Source organism: Streptomyces sp. PCS3-D2 (genome assembly GCF_000612545.2).
GTDB lineage: Bacteria > Actinomycetota > Actinomycetes > Streptomycetales > Streptomycetaceae > Streptomyces.
In genome coordinates this window covers 4,590,526-4,608,090 of record NZ_CP097800.1, presented here as the reverse complement: position 1 = coordinate 4,608,090, position 17,565 = coordinate 4,590,526, and the positions used below count along the sequence as shown (strand labels likewise).

At 73.5% G+C, this 17,565-nt stretch carries 16 protein-coding genes; 7 read left to right on the top strand and 9 right to left on the bottom strand.

Going from position 1 to position 17,565, the window contains the following annotated elements:
* Positions 1 to 13: 13 nt before the first annotated feature.
* From AW27_RS20310 to hutU, 5 genes are all read right to left on the bottom strand, one after another.
* Positions 14 to 691 (bottom strand): LPXTG cell wall anchor domain-containing protein, encoded by a 678-nt coding sequence (locus AW27_RS20310; protein ID WP_037925289.1) that lies wholly within the window; start codon positions 689 to 691, stop codon positions 14 to 16.
* A 113-nt stretch (positions 692 to 804) separates the two neighbouring features.
* Positions 805 to 1,983, bottom strand: a complete 1,179-nt coding sequence (gene hutI / locus AW27_RS20305; RefSeq protein WP_037925287.1) for an imidazolonepropionase — start codon at positions 1,981 to 1,983, stop codon at positions 805 to 807.
* An 88-nt stretch (positions 1,984 to 2,071) separates the two neighbouring features.
* A complete protein-coding gene (locus tag AW27_RS20300) occupies positions 2,072 to 3,439 on the bottom strand; it encodes a formimidoylglutamate deiminase (protein WP_037925284.1) in 1,368 nt (455 codons plus the stop codon).
* Positions 3,430 to 4,620, bottom strand: a complete 1,191-nt coding sequence (locus tag AW27_RS20295; RefSeq protein WP_037925559.1) for an allantoate amidohydrolase — start codon at positions 4,618 to 4,620, stop codon at positions 3,430 to 3,432. The genes AW27_RS20300 and AW27_RS20295 overlap by 10 nt, the downstream gene beginning before the upstream one ends.
* 20 nt (positions 4,621 to 4,640) lie before the next feature.
* The gene (gene hutU / locus AW27_RS20290) at positions 4,641 to 6,305 is read right to left on the bottom strand and encodes a urocanate hydratase (protein ID WP_037925282.1); all 1,665 of its coding nucleotides are present in this window, start codon (positions 6,303 to 6,305) and stop codon (positions 4,641 to 4,643) included.
* Between the two features lie 105 nt (positions 6,306 to 6,410).
* Between hutU and AW27_RS20285 the strand changes: the two genes are divergently transcribed.
* Positions 6,411 to 7,763: a type III PLP-dependent enzyme domain-containing protein gene (locus AW27_RS20285; protein ID WP_037925557.1), complete on the top strand. Its 1,353-nt coding sequence runs from the start codon at positions 6,411 to 6,413 to the stop codon at positions 7,761 to 7,763.
* Between the two features lie 72 nt (positions 7,764 to 7,835).
* Here AW27_RS20285 and AW27_RS20280 read toward each other — a convergent pair whose 3' ends face one another.
* A complete protein-coding gene (locus tag AW27_RS20280) occupies positions 7,836 to 8,393 on the bottom strand; it encodes a TetR/AcrR family transcriptional regulator (protein WP_037925280.1) in 558 nt (185 codons plus the stop codon).
* 119 nt (positions 8,394 to 8,512) lie between these two features.
* On the opposite strand from AW27_RS20280, the gene AW27_RS20275 reads away from it, so the two are divergent.
* On the top strand, positions 8,513 to 9,685 hold the full coding sequence (locus AW27_RS20275) for an FAD-dependent oxidoreductase (RefSeq protein ID WP_037925555.1): 1,173 nt from the start codon (positions 8,513 to 8,515) through the stop codon (positions 9,683 to 9,685).
* 3 nt (positions 9,686 to 9,688) lie between these two features.
* On the opposite strand, the gene AW27_RS20270 is transcribed toward AW27_RS20275, so the two are convergent.
* Positions 9,689 to 10,531, bottom strand: a complete 843-nt coding sequence (locus AW27_RS20270) for a MurR/RpiR family transcriptional regulator (RefSeq protein ID WP_037925278.1) — start codon at positions 10,529 to 10,531, stop codon at positions 9,689 to 9,691.
* 142 nt (positions 10,532 to 10,673) lie between these two features.
* On the opposite strand from AW27_RS20270, the gene AW27_RS20265 reads away from it, so the two are divergent.
* Entirely contained in the window at positions 10,674 to 11,051 is a 378-nt protein-coding gene (locus tag AW27_RS20265; protein ID WP_037925276.1) for a hypothetical protein, read from the top strand.
* A 521-nt stretch (positions 11,052 to 11,572) separates the two neighbouring features.
* Here the strand turns inward: AW27_RS20265 and AW27_RS20260 are convergent.
* A complete protein-coding gene (locus tag AW27_RS20260) occupies positions 11,573 to 12,958 on the bottom strand; it encodes a cystathionine beta-synthase (RefSeq protein ID WP_037925552.1) in 1,386 nt (461 codons plus the stop codon).
* Between the two features lie 128 nt (positions 12,959 to 13,086).
* On the opposite strand from AW27_RS20260, the gene AW27_RS20255 reads away from it, so the two are divergent.
* The 3 genes from AW27_RS20255 (at position 13,087) to AW27_RS20245 (ending at position 16,851) form a co-directional block, all read left to right on the top strand.
* Positions 13,087 to 14,103, top strand: coding sequence for an SGNH/GDSL hydrolase family protein (locus AW27_RS20255; protein ID WP_037925274.1), 1,017 nt, complete (start codon positions 13,087 to 13,089; stop codon positions 14,101 to 14,103).
* 172 nt (positions 14,104 to 14,275) lie between these two features.
* The gene (locus tag AW27_RS20250; RefSeq protein WP_037925272.1) at positions 14,276 to 15,496 is read left to right on the top strand and encodes an acetyl-CoA C-acetyltransferase; all 1,221 of its coding nucleotides are present in this window, start codon (positions 14,276 to 14,278) and stop codon (positions 15,494 to 15,496) included.
* A gap of 539 nt (positions 15,497 to 16,035) precedes the next feature.
* Positions 16,036 to 16,851: a hypothetical protein gene (locus AW27_RS20245; RefSeq protein ID WP_063890629.1), complete on the top strand. Its 816-nt coding sequence runs from the start codon at positions 16,036 to 16,038 to the stop codon at positions 16,849 to 16,851.
* On the opposite strand, the gene AW27_RS20240 is transcribed toward AW27_RS20245, so the two are convergent.
* Positions 16,835 to 17,179, bottom strand: a complete 345-nt coding sequence (locus tag AW27_RS20240; RefSeq protein ID WP_037925267.1) for a hypothetical protein — start codon at positions 17,177 to 17,179, stop codon at positions 16,835 to 16,837. The two genes, AW27_RS20245 and AW27_RS20240, sit on opposite strands and share 17 nt — an antisense overlap.
* Positions 17,180 to 17,279: 100 nt before the next feature.
* Between AW27_RS20240 and AW27_RS20235 the strand changes: the two genes are divergently transcribed.
* The gene (locus AW27_RS20235; protein ID WP_030716449.1) at positions 17,280 to 17,510 is read left to right on the top strand and encodes a DUF4287 domain-containing protein; all 231 of its coding nucleotides are present in this window, start codon (positions 17,280 to 17,282) and stop codon (positions 17,508 to 17,510) included.
* The last annotated feature ends 55 nt before the right edge of the window (positions 17,511 to 17,565 follow it).

Genomic DNA, 17,565 nt, shown 5'->3' with positions numbered 1-17,565 from the left:
CGGGGTGCCCCGTTCAGGACCGGGCCCGCCGGCCGCGCCGGGTCAGCCAGAGCACTCCGGCCGCGCCGGTGAGCATCACGGTGCCGCCGAGGGTGCCGAGGGCGAGGGCCGAATCGGTCGGTCCGGTCTGCGGGAGGGTGTCGGGCGGGGAGTCGCCGCCGGACGGCGTGCCGGCCCCGCCCGGGGCGGTGACGTCCAGTTCGAGGGAGGGCCCGGGGTGGTTGCCGGGGGTGCAGGTGGTCGTGGTGCCCATCGCCTTGATGGTGAGCACGCCTGCGGTGAAGGTGACCCTGCCGCTCTTCCCCGGCGTGTAGGTGCCCGAGAGGTCGGTGATCTTGATGGGGGTGTCGGGCGGTACGGCCTCGGGGTTGGACGGCCCGGCGACCGGTACGGAGGCCTTCTCGGCCCCGCCGACGACGATGACGGCGCTGGGGCTCATGGCGCCCTTGCCCAGCTCGATGGGGCTGGACGAGACGCCCTTCTGGAAGGACATCGTCAGTGTGTAGCCGTCGCCCGCCTTGACGGCCTTGATGGCGATGGGCGACACCGCCGACTTGTCCCCGATCGGGGTCTTGCAGTCGTAGGCCACGTCGACGACCGCGGCGTGGGCGGTGGGGGCGGCGAACAGCACCGCCGATCCGGCCAGCGCGGAGGCCAGCGCGAGCGCGGTGGAGCGTTTGCGGTCGGACACCTTCGTCTTCCCCTCGGGCCACAAATACCTGACGGCACATCAGATCGGTGGCTCAAGGTACGCCGGGGGCCTTGCGGAGGGAAGACAAAGGACAGGCCCGGATCGGCCGTGCGTCAGGAGGCGCGGACGCCCCGGTGCCACACCTCGGAAACCAGCGGCACGCCCGGCCGGTAGGCCAGGTGGACGTGGCTGGGGGCGTCCAGCAGGGCCAGGTCCGCACGGGCCCCCGGGGTCAGGACGCCGATGTCCGCACGGCGCAGCGCGCGGGCGCCGCCGGCGGTCGCCGACCACAGGGCCTCGTCGGGGGTCATCCGCATGTCGCGGACGGCGAGCGCGATGCAGAAGGGCATGGAACTCGTGTAGGAGGAGCCGGGGTTGCAGTCCGTGGACAGGGCGACGGTCGCACCCGCGTCGATCAGGCGGCGGGCATCGGGCCACTGGGCGCGGGTGGAGAACTCGGCACCGGGCAGCAGGGTGGCGACCGTGGTGTCCGCCGCCTGGGCGAGGGCGTCGACGTCGGCGTCGGTGAGGTGGGTGCAGTGGTCGGCGGACGCGGCCCGCAGCTCGACGGCGAGCTGCACGCCGGGCCCGTGGGAGAGCTGGTTGGCGTGGACGCGCGGGATGAGCCCGGCGGCGGCGCCCGCGGTGAGGATCGCGCGGGCCTGTTCGCCGTCGAAGGCGCCCTTCTCGCAGAAGACGTCGACCCAGCGCGCGTAGGGGGCGCAGGCCGCCAGCATCTCGCCGGTGACGAGGTCGACGTAGCCGGCGGGGTCGTCGGCGTAGTCCGGGGAGACGATGTGCGCGCCGAGGTAGGTGACCTCGTCGGTGTGCGCGGCGGCGATGCGCAGGGCGCGGGCCTCGTCGGCGACGGTGAGGCCGTAGCCGGACTTGGTCTCGAAGGTGGTGGTGCCCTGGCGGCGGGCCTCGTCGAGGTGGCGGACGAGGTTGGCCTCCAGCGCGGCGTCGGAGGCGGCGCGGGTCGCGGCGACGGTGGTGCGGATGCCTCCGGCGGAGTAGGCGCGGCCGGACATCCGGGCGTTGAACTCCTGCGTGCGGTCCCCGGCGAAGACGAGGTGGCTGTGGCTGTCGACGAAGCCGGGGATGACGGCGCGGCCCTGCGCGTCGTACGCGGTGTCGGCGGCCGGAGCCTTGTCCGCGGGACCGACCCAGGCGACCGTGTCACCGTCGATGACGAGGGCGGCGTTCTCGATCAGACCGAGGGGGCTGCCGTCGCCGACGGACGGGTCGTTGGTGACGAGGGCGGCGATGTGGGTGATGGCCGTGGTGGTCACTGGGTTCCTCTCAGAGCTCGCCCGCCCCCGCGCCGCTCCGTCCGGAGCCCCGGGAAGCGGGGAAGGGGCGGGGCGGGGGCGGGCCGGGTCAGGCGCGGAGGGCCGCGATCGCTTCGGACAGGGCGGACGGTACGTCCTCGACCAGGGTGTGGTGGCCGTCGCGGACGACGTGGCGGCCGCCGACCACCGTGTGGCGGACGTCCGCGGCGGTGGCGGCGAAGACCGCCGTCTCGGCGCCGAACCGCGGCGGCGGGCCGGCGGTGCGGACGGAGTCCAGCGCGATCGTGGTGAAGTCCGCGAGCGCGCCCGCCTCCAGGCGGCCCGCGTCGGGCAGCCCCAGCGCCGCGTGCCCGTCGCCGGTGGCGGCGGTGAGCAGCTCGTCGGCCGTCCAGTGGCCCCGGGTGCGGCTGCGCAGGCGCTCGTTCAGCTCCATCGCACGGGCCTCTTCGAGCAGGTCGATCACGGCGTGGCTGTCGCTGCCCAGGGAGAGCGGGCTGCCCGCCCGCTGGAGCCGGGTGGCCGGGCCGATGCCGTCGGCGAGGTCGCGTTCGGTGGTGGGGCACATGCAGGTGCCGGTGCCGGTGGCGCCGAGCAGGGCGATGTCCGCGTCCGTGAGGTGGGTGTTGTGGACGCCGGTGGTGCGCGGGCCGAGCACCCCGTGGTCGGCCAGCAGTTGGCTCGGGGTGCGGCCGTGCGCGGCCTGGCAGGCCTCGTTCTCGGCGGTCTGCTCGGAGAGGTGCACGTGCAGCGGGGCCTGCCGCTCCGCGGCCCAGTGGGCGACGGTGGCCAGCTGGTCCGCGGGTACGGCCCGCACCGAGTGGACGGCCGCGCCGATCCGGGCGTGACCGCGGGGCTTGAGGGCCGAGACGCGTGCGGCCCAGGCGTCGGCAGTGCCGTCCGAGAAGCGCCGCTGGTGGGCGTTGGGGGCCTCGCCGAACCCGGACGAGAGGTAGGCGGTGTCGAGGAGGGTGATGCGGATGCCCGCCGCGGCGGCGGCCTCGATCAGGGCCTCGCCCATGGCGTTGGGGTCGGTGTACGGGGTGCCGCCGGGCGCGTGGTGGACGTAGTGGAACTCGCCGACGTTGGTGATGCCGGCCAGCGCCATCTCGGCGTACGCGGCGCGGGCGAGCGCGAAGTAGCTGTCGGGGGTGAGGTTCTGGGCGACCTCGTACATGAGCTCGCGCCAGGTCCAGAAGGTGCCGGAGCCGATCTGGACGACCCCGCGCAGGGCCCGGTGGAAGGCGTGGCTGTGCGCGTTGGCCAGGCCCGGGACCGTCAGGCCGCGCAGCGGCTCCGCGCCGGGCGGCGGGCTGGCGACCCCGGTGCGCAGGGCGCCGATCCGCCCGTCCTCGGTGACCTCCAGGGCGACGCCCTGCTCGACGGGGGTGCCTCCCGGTGTCGGCCGGGGGCGGGTGCCGAGCCAGGCGTGCTCCAGCCAGTACGTCGTCAGCGGCATGCCAGGCCCTCCAGTACGTCGGCGAGGGCGAGGACACCGGCCACGCAGTCGTCCTCGGCGGCGAACTCCCGCGGGGAGTGGGAGACGCCGGTCGGGTTGCGCACGAACAGCATGGCGGTCGGGACCGCGGCGGAGAGGATTCCGGCGTCGTGTCCCGCCCCGGTGCCCAGGACGGGGACGGACCCGCCCAGGATCCGGTTCATCTCGTCGCGCAGGGCGTGCTCGAACTCGACGACCGGGGTGAAGGACTCCCGGACGATCCCGAGGTCGACGCCGTCCTGGTCGGCGCGCTCGCGGGCGGCCTTCTCGATGGCGGTGACGACCGTGTCGAGGGTGGCCTGGTCGGCGGCGCGGGAGTCGAGCCAGCCGCGCACCAGCGACGGAATGGCGTTGACCCCGTTGGGTTCGACGGAGATCTTCCCGAAGGTGGCCACGGCACCGGCGAGGGCCGCCTCCGTACGGGCAGCCAGGACGGTCGCCGCGTACGTCAGCATCGGGTCGCGCCGGTCCACCAGGCGGGTGGTGCCTGCGTGGTTCGCCTCGCCGCGGAAGTCGAACCGCCAGCGGCCGTGCGGCCAGATCGCCGAGGCGATGCCCACCCGGTCCCCGGACAGGTCCAGGGCGCGGCCCTGTTCGACGTGCAGCTCGACGAAGGCGCCGATCCGGCCGAGCCGTTCGGGGTCGGCCCCGATCGCCTCGGGGTCGTACCCGGCGGCCTCCATGGCCTGCGGCAGGCTGACGCCGTCGGCGTCGCGCAGCTCGTGGGCCTTCTCCTTGGTCAGCTGGCCGGCGGTGAGCCGGGAGCCGACGCAGGCGAGCCCGAAGCGGGCGCCCTCCTCGTCGCCGAAGTTGGTGATGGCCAGCGGCCTGGAGAACTCCGCGCCCCTCCTGCGGAGTTCGTCCAGGGCCGCGAAGGAGGAGACCACGCCGAGGGGGCCGTCGAAGGCCCCGCCGTCGGGGACGGAGTCCAGGTGTGAGCCGGTGACCACGGCGTCCCCGGCGAGGGGGTCGCCGAGCCAGGCCCACTGGTTGCCGTTGCGGTCGGTCTCGTAGGCGAGTCCGCGCGCCTCGGCCTGCTCCTGGAACCAGGTCCGACAGTCGGCGTCGGCCCCGCTCCAGGCGTAGCGGCGGTAGCCGCCGGTGTCGGCGCTGCGGCCGACGGGCGCGAGGTCGGCCCACATCTGGTGGAAGGAAACGCTGGTCACGCGTCGTCGCCCTCGCGCATCGGGACGCGGACCCCGCGCTCGTCGGCGACCGTCTCGGCGATGTCGTAGCCGGCGTCGACGTGGCGGATGACGCCCATGCCCGGGTCGTTGGTGAGGACGCGGCGGATCTTCTCGCCGGCCAGCGCGGTGCCGTCGGCGACCGTCACCTGGCCCGCGTGGATGGAGCGACCCATGCCGACGCCGCCGCCGTGGTGGATGGAGACCCAGGAGGCGCCGGAGGCGACGTTGACCATGGCGTTGAGCAGCGGCCAGTCGGCGATGGCGTCGGAGCCGTCGAGCATGGCCTCGGTCTCGCGGTACGGGGAGGCCACCGAGCCGCAGTCGAGGTGGTCGCGGCCGATCGCGAGGGGCGCGGCGAGCGTGCCGTCGGCGACCATCTCGTTGAAGCGCTCGCCCGCCTTGTCGCGTTCGCCGTAGCCGAGCCAGCAGATGCGCGCGGGCAGGCCCTGGAAGTGGACGCGCTCGCCGGCCATCTTGATCCAGCGGTGCAGGGACTCGTTCTCGGGGAAGAGTTCGAGCATCGCCTTGTCGGTCTTGTGGATGTCGGAGGCCTCGCCGGACAGGGCGGCCCAGCGGAAGGGACCCTTGCCCTCGCAGAACAGCGGGCGGATGTAGGCCGGGACGAATCCGGGGAAGGCGAAGGCGCGGTCGTAGCCGGCCAGCTGGGCCTCGCCGCGGATGGAGTTGCCGTAGTCGAAGACCTCGGCGCCGGCGTCCATGAAGCCGACCATGGCCTCGACGTGCTTGGCCATGGACGCGCGGGCCCGGGTGGTGAAGCCGGCCGGGTCCTTGGCCGCGGCGGAGGCCATGTCGTCGAAGTCGACACCGACGGGCAGGTAGGACAGCGGGTCGTGGGCGGAGGTCTGGTCCGTCACGATGTCGATCGGGGCGCCCTCGGCGAGCATCTGCGGGAGCAGTTCGGCGGCGTTGCCGAGCAGGCCGATGGAGAGCGGCTTGCGGGCGTCGCGGGCCTCGACGGCCAGCTGGAGGGCGTGGCGCAGGTCGTCGGCCTTGACGTCCAGGTAGCGGTGCTCGATGCGGCGCTCGATGGCGCGCGGGTCGACGTCGATGCAGATGGCGACGCCGTCGTTCATCGTGACGGCCAGCGGCTGGGCGCCGCCCATGCCACCGAGGCCGGCGGTGAGGGTGATCGTACCGGCGAGGGTGCCGCCGAACTTCTTGGCCGCGACGGCTGCGAAGGTCTCGTAGGTGCCCTGGAGGATGCCCTGGGTGCCGATGTAGATCCACGAGCCGGCGGTCATCTGGCCGTACATGGTCAGACCGAGGTGCTCCAGGCGGCGGAACTCCTCCCAGTTGGCCCAGTCGCCGACCAGGTTGGAGTTGGCGAGCAGGACGCGCGGCGCCCACTCGTGGGTCTGCATGACGCCGACCGGGCGGCCGGACTGGACGAGCATCGTCTCGTCCTGCTTGAGGGTCCGCAGGGTGCGGACCATGGCGTCGTAGGAGCGCCAGTCGCGGGCCGCCTTGCCGGTGCCGCCGTAGACGACCAGCTTGTCGGGGTGCTCGGCGACCTCGGGGTCGAGGTTGTTCTGGAGCATCCGCAGCGCGGCCTCCTGCTGCCATCCCAGGGCGCTGAGCTCGGTGCCGCGCGCGGCGCGTACGGGGCGGGGTCCTGACATGGCGGGTGCCTCCTCCGATGTGGTTGATTTCATTCACATACTCGCTCTCTGAATAGATTCAGTCAACAGCTGCGGTCGGCCACGCCGGATGATGGGATGGCCGACATGGCCGCAGACACGGAGGGCGAGGGCGCCGCCGAGCGCCGGGATCTGGTCGTACGGGCCGCCGTCGAGCAGGGGCTGGTGGGCGGCGCCGACTCCTCGGAGCCCCTGGTCTGCCTGCTGGACACCGACCGGATCAGGGCCTCGGCCGCCGCCCTGACCCACGCCTTCGCGGATGCCCTGGCACCCGGTACGGCCGTCCTGCACGCCTTCGCGGTGAAGGCCGCCCCGCTCGTCCCGGTGCTGCGGCTGCTCGCCGACGCCGGGCTCGGCTGCGAGGTCGCCAGCCCCGGCGAGCTGGCACTGGCCCGAGCCGCCGGGGTCCCCGCCGCCCGCACCGTCCTGGACTCCCCCGCCAAGACCACGGCCGAGCTGCGCGAGGCACTGGCACTGGGCATCGCCGTCAACGCCGACAACGGCCAGGAGCTGGAACGCCTCGACGCCCTCGTCGCCGCGGCGCCCACGACGTCACCGATCGGCGTCCGGATCAACCCGCAGACCGGCGCGGGCGCCGTCGCCGCGCTGTCGACGGCGACGTCGACCTCGAAGTTCGGCGTCGCCCTGCGCGATCCCGGGGCGCGCGAGTGGCTCGTACGGGCCTTCCTGGACCGGCCGTGGCTGACCCGCCTGCACATCCACTCGGGCTCGCAGGGCGTCCCGCTGGAGCTGATCGCGCAGGGCGTGCGGGACCTGCACGTGCTGGCCGAGGAGATCAACGCGGCGGCCGGGCGGCGCCGGATCGACACCCTCGACATCGGCGGCGGGCTCCCGGTCAACTTCGCCTCCGACGAGGTGACCCCGACCTACGCCCGGTACGTGGCCGTCCTGCGCGAGGCGGTACCGGCGCTCTTCGACGGGTCGTACGGTCTGGTCACCGAGTTCGGCCGGTCCCTGCTGGCCAAACACGGCCTGGTGCTGGCCCGGGTGGAGTACACCAAGAGCAGCGGCTCCCGGCCGATCGCGCTCACCCACGCCGGTGTCCAGCTGGCGACCCGCACCGCCTACGCCCCGGCGACCTGGCCGGTGCGGATCCTGCCGTACGACGCGAAGGGGGCCCCGAAGGCCGGCGGCCCGGTGGCGCAGGACGTCGCCGGCCCGGCCTGCTTCGCGGGGGACCTGCTCGCCGCGGCCCGCGAGCTGCCGCCGCTCGCCCCCGGCGACCTGATCGGCATCCCGGACACCGGCGCGTACTTCTTCACGGCCCACTACGGCTACAACAGCCTGCCGCGCCCGGCGGTCCACGGCTTCACGGTGACCCCGCGGGGCCGGGTCCGCTTCAGCCTCGCCAGGCCGGCGCAGTCCGCCGCGGACATCGTGGCGGAGGCGGGCGGCGCCCTGCGCGACGCGCTGCTGTAGCGGGCCGCCGTCTGCGCGGCGCACTGCTGCAGCGGGCCGCCGTCGCGGACGGGCGCGGGCCCCCGCCCCGCCTCACCCGGCCAGGACGGCCGCCAGCGCCGGGGCCAGGCCCGCGACCAGGTCGTCCGGGCTCAGCGCGGTGACCGCGGGCAGCCGCAGCAGGTAGCGGGTCAGGGCCAGGCCCAGCAGCTGGCCGGCGACCAGTCCGGCGACGCGGGCCGCCCGTTCGGGGCCGAGGGCCGCCGCCAGCGCCGGAGCGACCTGCGCCGCGAAGATCTCCCGCATCCGGTCCGCGGCCTGCTCGTTGGTGACCGCCGAGCGCAGCAGCACCAGCAGGGCGTCGTCGGCCGGGTCGCCCTCCCACCGCTGCACGAAGTGGCGCACGAGGACGGCGGGAAGCTCCCCGGCCGGCACGGCGCCCAGATCGGGCAGGCGCAGGTCCACCGCCAGGGCGGCGCCGAAGAGCTGCTCCTTGCTGCCGAAGTACCGCATGACCATCGACGGGTCGATCCCGGCGTCCGAGGCCACCGCCCGGATGGTCGTGCGCTCGTACCCCTGGGCGGCGAACCGCTCGCGCGCGGCGCGCAGGATCACACCCCGGGTCCGGTCGGATGAGCGTCGCTCTGTCATGTCAACAACCGTAGGCCAACAAGCGTGTGCCAACAACCGTTGACATGTGAGCGGGGCAGGCGCATCCTGATGTCAACAGCCGTTGGCCAACAAACGTTGGCATGCCGGAGGAGGCCTTCATGACCAGCACCGCCGCACTCCCGCTCCCCGCCCGCACCGAGGTCGCCGTCGTCGGCGCCGGCCCCACCGGCCTCGCCCTCGCCGTGACTTTGGCCGAGGCCGGCGTCGACTTCGTGCTCCTCGACCGGCAGGCCGAGGGTGCCAACACCTCCCGGGCCGCGGTCGTCCACGCCCGCACCCTGGAGGTCCTCGACGAGCTCGACCCGAGCGGGGCGCTGACCGCCGACCTCGTCGGCCGCGGCCTGCCCGTCTCCCGGTTCCGGATCCGCGACGGCGCCCGCCCGCTCGCGGCCGTCGACTTCGACCGCCTCCCCACGGCCCACCCCTACGCGCTGATGGTCCCCCAGTACGAGACCGAGGCCGTCCTCCTGCGCCGCCTGCGGGCGCTCGGCGGCGACGTCCACCGCCCGTACGAGGTGACCGGCGTCACCCAGGACGCGGACGGGGCCACCCTGACCACCGCCACCGGCGAGACCCTGCGCGCCGCGCACGTCGTCGGCGCCGACGGGATGCACAGCGCGGTCCGCGCGGCCGCGGGCATCGCCTTCGAGGGCAGCGCGTACGGGGAGTCCTTCGTCCTCGCCGACGTGGTCATGGACTGGGCTCCGGGCCCGCGGGAGGTCTCGCTCGTCTTCGGCGCGGCGGGCCTCATGGTGATCGCCCCGCTGCCCGGGGAGACCTCCGGGACCTGCGGGCGCTACCGGATCGTCGCCACCGTCGCCGAGGCCCCCGCCGAGCCGGACCTCGCCTTCGTCCGGGGCCTGCTGGAGGAACGCGTCCCCGACGGGGCGGCCGTCCGCGAACTCGTCTGGTCCTCCCGGTTCCGGATCCACCACCGCGTCGCCGACCGCTACCGCGCCGGGCGCCTGCTCCTCGCCGGGGACGCCGCCCACGTGCACAGCCCGGCCGGCGGGCAGGGCATGAACACCGGCATCCAGGACGGCCACGCCCTCGGCCGCGCCCTGGCCGGCGGCGACCTCGACGGCTACGAGGCCGCGCGCCGCCCCGTGGCCCTGCGCGTGGTGGCCCTCACCGACCGGATGACCCGCGTCGCGACCACCCGGAACGGGGCGCTGCGCGCCGTGCGCAACACCCTGCTGCCCCTGCTCGCCCGCATCCCGGCGCTGCGCGTGCGCCTCGCCACCGAGCTGGCCGAGCTCGACTACCGCTGAGGCTCACTCCACGAACAGCCCCCGGGCCGCGGCCCGGGCGTCGAAGGCCTCCAGCCGGGCCTGGGCGTCGGGCAGGGCGTCCGCCATCGCCTCCAGCAGCACCCGGCCCAGCAGCATCGGCGCGCACGCCGTGTCGAAGGCCAGGCCGGTGCCGACCGGGGCGGGGATCAGGAGGTCGGAGTGGCGGGCCACCGGGGCGAAGGCCGAGTCCGCGACCGTCACCACGGTCAGGCCGGCCTTCCGTGCGCGTTCCAGCGTGTCCACGACCTCCCGCGGGTGGCGGGGCAGCGCGAAGCACAGCAGGGCCGTGGCGCCCTCGTAGAGGGCCGCGTCGATGCGGTCCTCCATCATCGAGCCGCCCTCGTCGAGGAGGCGTACGTCCGGATGCACCTTGGCGGCGAAGTACGCGAACCCGCGCGCCTGCGAGGAGGCCGCCCGCAGGCCGAGCACCGGCAGCGGGGTCGAGGCCGCGAGCAGCCGCCCCGCCTCCTCGACCGGCGCGGGGTCGGCGAGCATCTCGGCGAGCTGCCGCAGGTTCTCGATCTCGCCCAGCACGGCCTGCTGGTACTCGTTGGAGGAGTCCTCGCCGGGCGCGGCGGCCCGCTCGGCCGGAGCCACCTCGCGCAGGTGCCTGCGCAGCGCCGGGTAGCCGTCGAAGCCGAGCGCCACGGCGAACCGGGTCACCGAGGGCTGGCTCACCCCGGCCAGCTCGGCGAGCTCGACGCTCGACAGGAACGGGACCTCCGCCGCCCCGCGCACCATGCAGTGCGCGATCCGCCGCTGGGTCGGCGTCAGCCGGTGCCCCTCGAACAGCGCCTGGAGCCGCGCCGCCGGGCTGTCGCTCATACCGTCCCCCTCCGTCCCGGTGATTTATTCAGTCACGGAGCACTCTGCATGCGGTTATGCAGCGGGGCAAGCCGGTGCCCGCGATGCGGATACGGGGGCCAGCCCCAGTGCCGGGGCAGGCGGCGCTTCCTACGGTGAGGGCATGGACACCCACGCCCAAGAGCTGAAGAAGCAACTCGACGCGACCGTGAAGGCCCGGCGGGAGCTGGGACCGGAATACGAGGCCGCACTGGTGGACTCCTTCGTCGAGAAGGTCGACACCCAGGTCAGGCGCCGGCTCGCCGAGGAACGCCTGGCCGCGGCCCGCGGCGCGAGCCCGTACGGCGGCCCGGTGGACGGCAACTTCGGCGAGCGCTTCGGCTTCGCGATCATCACGCTGGTGCTGGCGATCCCGCTGTCGGCCATCGGCGCCACGCAGGCGGGCTTCAAGGGGCTGGTGGTGGCCTGGGCCGGCATCGTGGGGGTGAACTTCGTCCATGCCGCGCACCTGCGGCGCGCCCGGCCCGTCGAGGCGGACTGACCGCCCCGTCCGGGACGCGGCCTCCGCCGCACACGAGGCGCGCACCTGCGCAGAGGGCGTACGCCGGGGCGTTCGGGGCGATGAGGGCGGGTGCGGGACACCGCAGGGCACGGGCGGCCTTCGAGCGCGGCCGGCGTCGGGAGCCTGCACAGGGGTCCCCGGAAGCGGGCCGGGCCCGGACGAGCGGGAGGTGGTGCGCGGGGACCGCCGCACCCTCGCGGACGAGGGGCGGGACGACGGCGGTCCCCACGCGGGACACGGCCGGGTCAGGGCCGTCCGCGTCCGTGGTGTTCGCCTGTCCGGGAGCCGCTCCGGAGGGTGTGCGAACACCGTCGGTGATGCCGGCCTGGTCCGGTCTCCCGGGCTCCCTGCCGACAACCACCACTGTGCCGGAGCCGTGTTAAGGCCGTGCTGCTGTCACGTGTCCGGCCCGTACCGTTTGCGCGACGGCCGGAAAACGCCGGTGCCCGGGGCGGGCGGCGGGCCGTGGCCCCTCGCCCCGTCCCCGGGCGGGTCGCGGGCTACTTCGAGGTCTTCGCCAGGAAGGCGAGGAGGTCCTGGCGGCTCACCACACCGGTGGGCTTGCCCTCGACCAGCACGATCGCCGCGTCGGCCTCGCCGAGCACCGCCATCAGCTCGGACACCGGCTCGCCCGAGCCGACCTGCGGCAGCGGCGAGCTCATGTGCTTCTCCAGCGGGTCGGAGAGCGAGGCGCGCTGTGCGAACAGCGCCGCGAGCAGCTCCTTCTCGACCACGGAGCCGATGACCTCGGCCGCCATCACGTCGGGGTGGCCGGCGCCGGGCTTGACGATCGGCATCTGGGAGACGCCGTACTCGCGCAGGACCTCGATGGCCTCGCCGACGGTCTCCTCGGGGTGCATGTGGACGAGGGAGGGGATGCCGCCCTCCTTGTCGTCCAGCACGTCGCCGATGCGGGCGGAGGGCCCGGCCTCCTCCAGGAAGCCGTGTCCCGCCATCCACTCGTCGCTGAAGATCTTGCTCATGTAGCCGCGGCCGCTGTCCGGCAGCAGGACGACGACCACGTCGTCCGGGCCGAGGCCCTCGGCGACCTTGAGCGCGGCCACGACGGCCATGCCGCAGGAGCCGCCGACCAGGAGGCCCTCCTCCTTGGCCAGCCGGCGGGTCATCTGGAAGGAGTCCTTGTCGGACACGGCGATGATCTCGTCGGTGACGTTCGGGTCGTAGGCGGTCGGCCAGAAGTCCTCGCCGACACCCTCGACGAGGTAGGGGCGGCCGGAGCCGCCGGAGTAGACCGAGCCCTCCGGGTCGGCGCCGATGACCTTGACCTTCCCGCCGCTGACCTCCTTGAGGTAGTTGCCGGTGCCGGAGATCGTGCCGCCCGTGCCGACGCCCGCGACGAAGTGGGTGATCTTCCCCTCCGTCTGCTCCCACAGCTCCGGACCGGTGGTCTCGTAGTGCGAACGGGGGTTGTTCGGGTTGCTGTACTGGTCGGGCTTCCAGGCACCGGGGGTCTCGCGCACGAGGCGGTCGGACACGTTGTAGTACGAGTCCGGGTGCTCGGGATCGACGGCGGTCGGGCAGACGACCACGTCGGCGCCGTAGGCGCGCAGCACGTTGATCTTGTCCATGGACACCTTGTCAGGGCAGACGAAGATGCACTTGTAGCCCTTCTGCTGGGCCACGATGGCGAGTCCTACCCCCGTGTTGCCGCTGGTCGGCTCCACGATGGTGCCACCGGGCTTGAGGGCTCCGCTCTGCTCGGCGGCCTCGATCATCCGTACGGCGATCCGGTCCTTCACGGATCCACCGGGATTGAAGTACTCGACCTTCGCAAGGACGGTGGCCTGCAGGCCTTCGGTCACACGGTTGAGCTTCACCAGCGGGGTGTTGCCGACGAGGCTGATCATCGAGTCGTGGAATTGCACCATGTTCTCCAAGGAGGGGACTCCACGGGTTCTCCGGGAGGTCCGGCCAGGGTATGCGGAAAGGGATTGACCGACCGCTTGTACGGGGCAGGTAGGGGTCAATGAGACGCGAGGAGGTGGCCTGAAGGATGTCCAGGGCGAGAACAGCCCGCCGGATCGCGGCGGGGGCGGCGTACGGCGGAGGCGGCCTCGGACTCGTCGGGGCCGCCGCGGTCGGGCTGGTGCTGGCGGAGGTGCAGTTCGCCAAACGCACGGTGGGATCCGGGCTCCCGGACCCGCCGCGCGCGGACGGACTGTACGGAAGCGAGTTCGGCGGCCCGGAGCAGAGCCCGGGCCCGCTGCGGCTGGGCATGCTGGGCGATTCCACGGCCGCCGGGCTCGGGGTCCGGCGGGCCCGGCAGACTCCTGCGGCGCTGCTGGCCTCGGGGCTCGCGGCGGTCGCGGAGCGGCCGGTCGAGCTGCGCAACGTCGCCCTGTCGGGTGCCATGTCGGACGACCTGGACCGCCAGGTGGGGCTGCTGCTGGACCCGGACGCACCCCCGCCGGACGTTTGCGTGATCATGATCGGCGCGAACGACGTGACCCGCCGGATGCCGCCGACCCAATCGGTGCGACTGCTGACGTCGGCCGTGCGCCGGCTGCGCCTGGCGGGTTCCGAGGTCGTCGTGGGAACCTGCCCGGACCTGGGCACGATCGAGCCGGTGTACCAGCCGCTGCGCTGGCTCGCGCGCCGGGTGTCCCGGCAACTGGCCGCCGCGCAGACCATAGGAGTGGTCGCGCTGGGCGCCCGTACGGTCTCGATGGGGGACCTGCTGGGCCCCGAGTTCGCCGCGAACCCGCGCGAGATGTTCGGCCCGGACTCCTATCACCCGTCGGCGGAGGGCTACGCGACGGCCGCGATGGCCGTGCTGCCGACGCTGTGCGCCGCGCTCGGGCTGTGGCCGGAGTCGGACCGGCTGGACGTGTCGCGGGACGAGGACATGCTGCCGGTGGCGAAGGCCGCGTCGGCCGCCGCGGGCCAAGCGGGTACCGAGGTCACGGCGGCCCGCGGTCCCTGGGTCCTGCTCAAGCACCGCCGGCGCCGGCGGGTGCCGGGCGAGGATCCGGCCCCCGCCGCCCCGGACACGGCGGAGCTCGCCCCGTAACCGGGCGGTTCCCCACGGCTCACGCCGGGGAGGCGCACCCTTGGGGGTGCGGCCCCCGGCCGGGGAGGCCGGCCGGAGCGACCGGCATCACACCCCCGGGCCGGTGACCTCGACCATACGGGGCGGTAACTTCGCATCCGGTCCCCGCAACGACGCACCCCTTGGAGTCCCGATGCCCGAAGCCGTCATCGTTTCCACCGCACGCTCTCCCATCGGGCGCGCCGTCAAGGGATCCCTCAAGGACGTCCGCCCGGACGACCTGACCGCGACGATCATCCAGGCCGCGCTCGCCAAGGTCCCCGAGCTGGACCCGCGCGCGATCGACGACCTGATGCTGGGCTGCGGCCTCCCGGGCGGCGAGCAGGGCAACAACCTGGCCCGCATCGTGGCCGTGCAGATGGGCATGGACTTCCTCCCGGGCACGACCATCACCCGGTACTGCTCCTCCTCCCTGCAGACCTCGCGGATGGCCCTGCACGCCATCAAGGCGGGCGAGGGCGACGTGTTCATCTCCGCGGGCGTGGAGACGGTGTCGCGCTTCGCGAAGGGCAGCTCGGACTCCTGGCCGGACACCCACAACCCGCTCTTCGCGGACGCGGAGGCCCGTACGGCCGCCGTCGCCGGGAGCGAGGGCTCGTCCTGGCACGACCCCCGCGAGGACGGCCTCGTCCCCGACGCCTACATCTCCATGGGCCAGACCGCGGAGAACCTGGCCCGCCTCAAGGGCGTGACCCGCCAGGACATGGACGAGTTCGGCGTCCGCTCCCAGAACCTGGCCGAGGAAGCCATCAAGAACGGCTTCTGGGCACGCGAGATCACCCCGGTGACCACCCCGGACGGCACGGTGGTCTCCACCGACGACGGCCCGCGCGCCGGTGTGACCCTGGAGGGCGTGCAGGGCCTCAAGCCGGTCTTCCGGCCCGACGGCCTGGTCACGGCCGGCAACTGCTGCCCGCTGAACGACGGCGCCGCCGCGCTGGTCATCATGAGCGACACCAAGGCCCGCGAGCTGGGTCTGACCCCGCTGGCCCGGATCGTCTCCACCGGCGTCACCGGCCTCTCCCCCGAGATCATGGGCCTGGGCCCGGTCGAGGCGTCGAAGCAGGCCCTGAAGCGGGCCGGCCTGACGGTCGGCGACATCGACCTCTTCGAGATCAACGAGGCCTTCGCGGCCCAGGTCATCCCGTCGTACCGGGATCTGGAGATCCCCCTTGAGAAGCTGAACGTCAACGGCGGGGCCATCGCCGTGGGTCACCCCTTCGGGATGACCGGCGCCCGCCTGACCGGCACGCTGATCAACAGCCTGCAGTTCCACGACAAGCAGTTCGGCCTGGAGACGATGTGCGTGGGCGGCGGCCAGGGCATGGCGATGGTCATCGAGCGGCTGAGCTGAGCCGTAGCGGAGGGTAGGGGTCGGCCGAGGAACGAGGTCGGCACCTGCCCGCAGCGGTGGCGAAGCCCAGCGCGACCACAATCCGAAGCGGCTGAGCTGAGCCGTAGCGGAGGGTAGGGGTCGGCCGAGGAACGAGGTCGGCACCTGCCCGCAGCGCTGGCGAAGCCCAGCGCGACCACAATCCGAAGCGGCTGAGCTGAGCCGGGGTACGGGGTCAGGGCCGCGGCCGGCCTTAGCCGAACGTAGGACTCCGACTACTGGATCAAGAACGGGGTCAGGCGCCGCAAGGGCCCTTGGCCCGTACTGACGCCGTTTCTAATCCGCTCGCGGCCTACCTGTGACCGAATCTCCCCCAGGATGTGACCTATGTCCTGGGGGATCGACGTTTACGCAGGTCAGAACCTGCACAGGGGTGCAAGGTGTGACGAAGGCCCTGTCCATTTCGTGACGTAATGCACTGCACGCCATTCCCAGGCCGGGACACTCTGATGTAGGAAGTCGGGGGATCGAATCACCTCAGGAGTTAGTCAGTGAGCGCCATGTCTCTTGCCCTGCTGCTGACCACGGCCGCTGCCACGGCCGTGGGCGCTGCTGCTCTGCACGCCGTCCACGGTCTGCGCAAGCAGGTCGCCGCCCTGCGCAGTGAGCTGGCGGTGCCGGTCCACGCCCGCGGCACGACCGTCCCGCACGCCCGCAACGCCGTCGAGTCCCCCGCCGCGGAGATACGAGCCGCCGTGGCCGAAGCCCTGGCCGAGGAGCGCGAGCGCGAGCTGGCCGAGGCGCGCGCCTTCTGGGCCGCGCAGGAAGCCCGCGACGCCGCCGACGCGCCTTCGCTGCTGGGCGGGCTGTCCGGGCTCGGCGAGGACAGCCCGGTCTTCCTGCCCCGGCAGGCCGACCTGGTCGGTCTGGAGCCGGTCATGGGTGAGGAGGCGCTGGACGAGCTTCCCGGGTACCCGGAGGACTCCGCAGAGCTGGCCGCCGCCCGCCGGCGCCACCCCTCGCACCCGGACTTCGTACCGGTCCAGGCCTCGCACCCCGGCGCGGACCATGAGCGCACCGTGAACCGCCTGGAGGAGCTCGCCGAGGCCCGTACGGCTCTCGCGGACGTCCGTCCCGGCCCGCTGGGCACGCTCGACGTCTACGTCTTCACCGACGGCACGACGCTGTGCATGACCCCGGGGCACCGGGAGACGGCCGAGCGGCTCGCCGAGGCGCTGCGCTCGGGCACCGCACCGGTGCTGCTGGGCGGCTCGGGGATCTCCGGCGCCTATGCCCTGACCTTCTCCTGCGGCGACTCCGAGGACCCCGACAGCAACGTCTACATCCTCGCGGACCGCGTCATCGCGTCGCTCTGATCTCCGCCTGCTCCACCAGTCGAAGGGCCTCGTCCAGCATCTCGGACGGGGCCTTCGTGCTGCCCCGGGTGCCCGATCCGTCACGCAGGGCCTGGGCGAGGTCGAGTCCGGCCACCGCCACCTGGTCCCCGACGACGAAGATGCCCGCGTCCGGCATCTCGCGCGGCGCCGCACCGGGCGACTCCAGCCGCTGTGCCCGTACGGAGAGCTCGCGGGCCAGCTCCAGCGCCACGGCGGCCGCTCCCTGCTGGAGGCGGCTCTGCGGGGCGGCCCGCAGCCGGTCGGCGAAACGTTCCACGGCGACGCTCAGAGGCGATGTATCAAGCACTCGGCCGACCCTACGCGCCGCCCGGGCACCATTGCCAACGGGCGAACTCTCCGGCACGGTGGCGTGAAGAGAACAGCACGGCAACATTCCGGAGGCGCCCATGTCCGTAGAGTTCTCCGAGCAGACCCACCGCAACATGATCGACAGAATCCCCCAGACCACCGGTCGTGAGGTGTCCGACTGGCTCCGCACCGTTGACGAAGGCCCCTCCCTCGTCCGGTTCGAGGAGAAGGTCAGCTGGCTGCGCGGCGCACACGAGCTGTCGTACGGCCAGGCCAAGGCGATCATCCACGAGTACGACCTGCGCCGGGCCGCACGCCGGTTCGGCTGACCCCCTTCCCCGTGCCGTGTGGGCCTCACCGCGGGCCGGGCGGCCCGCAGGTGCT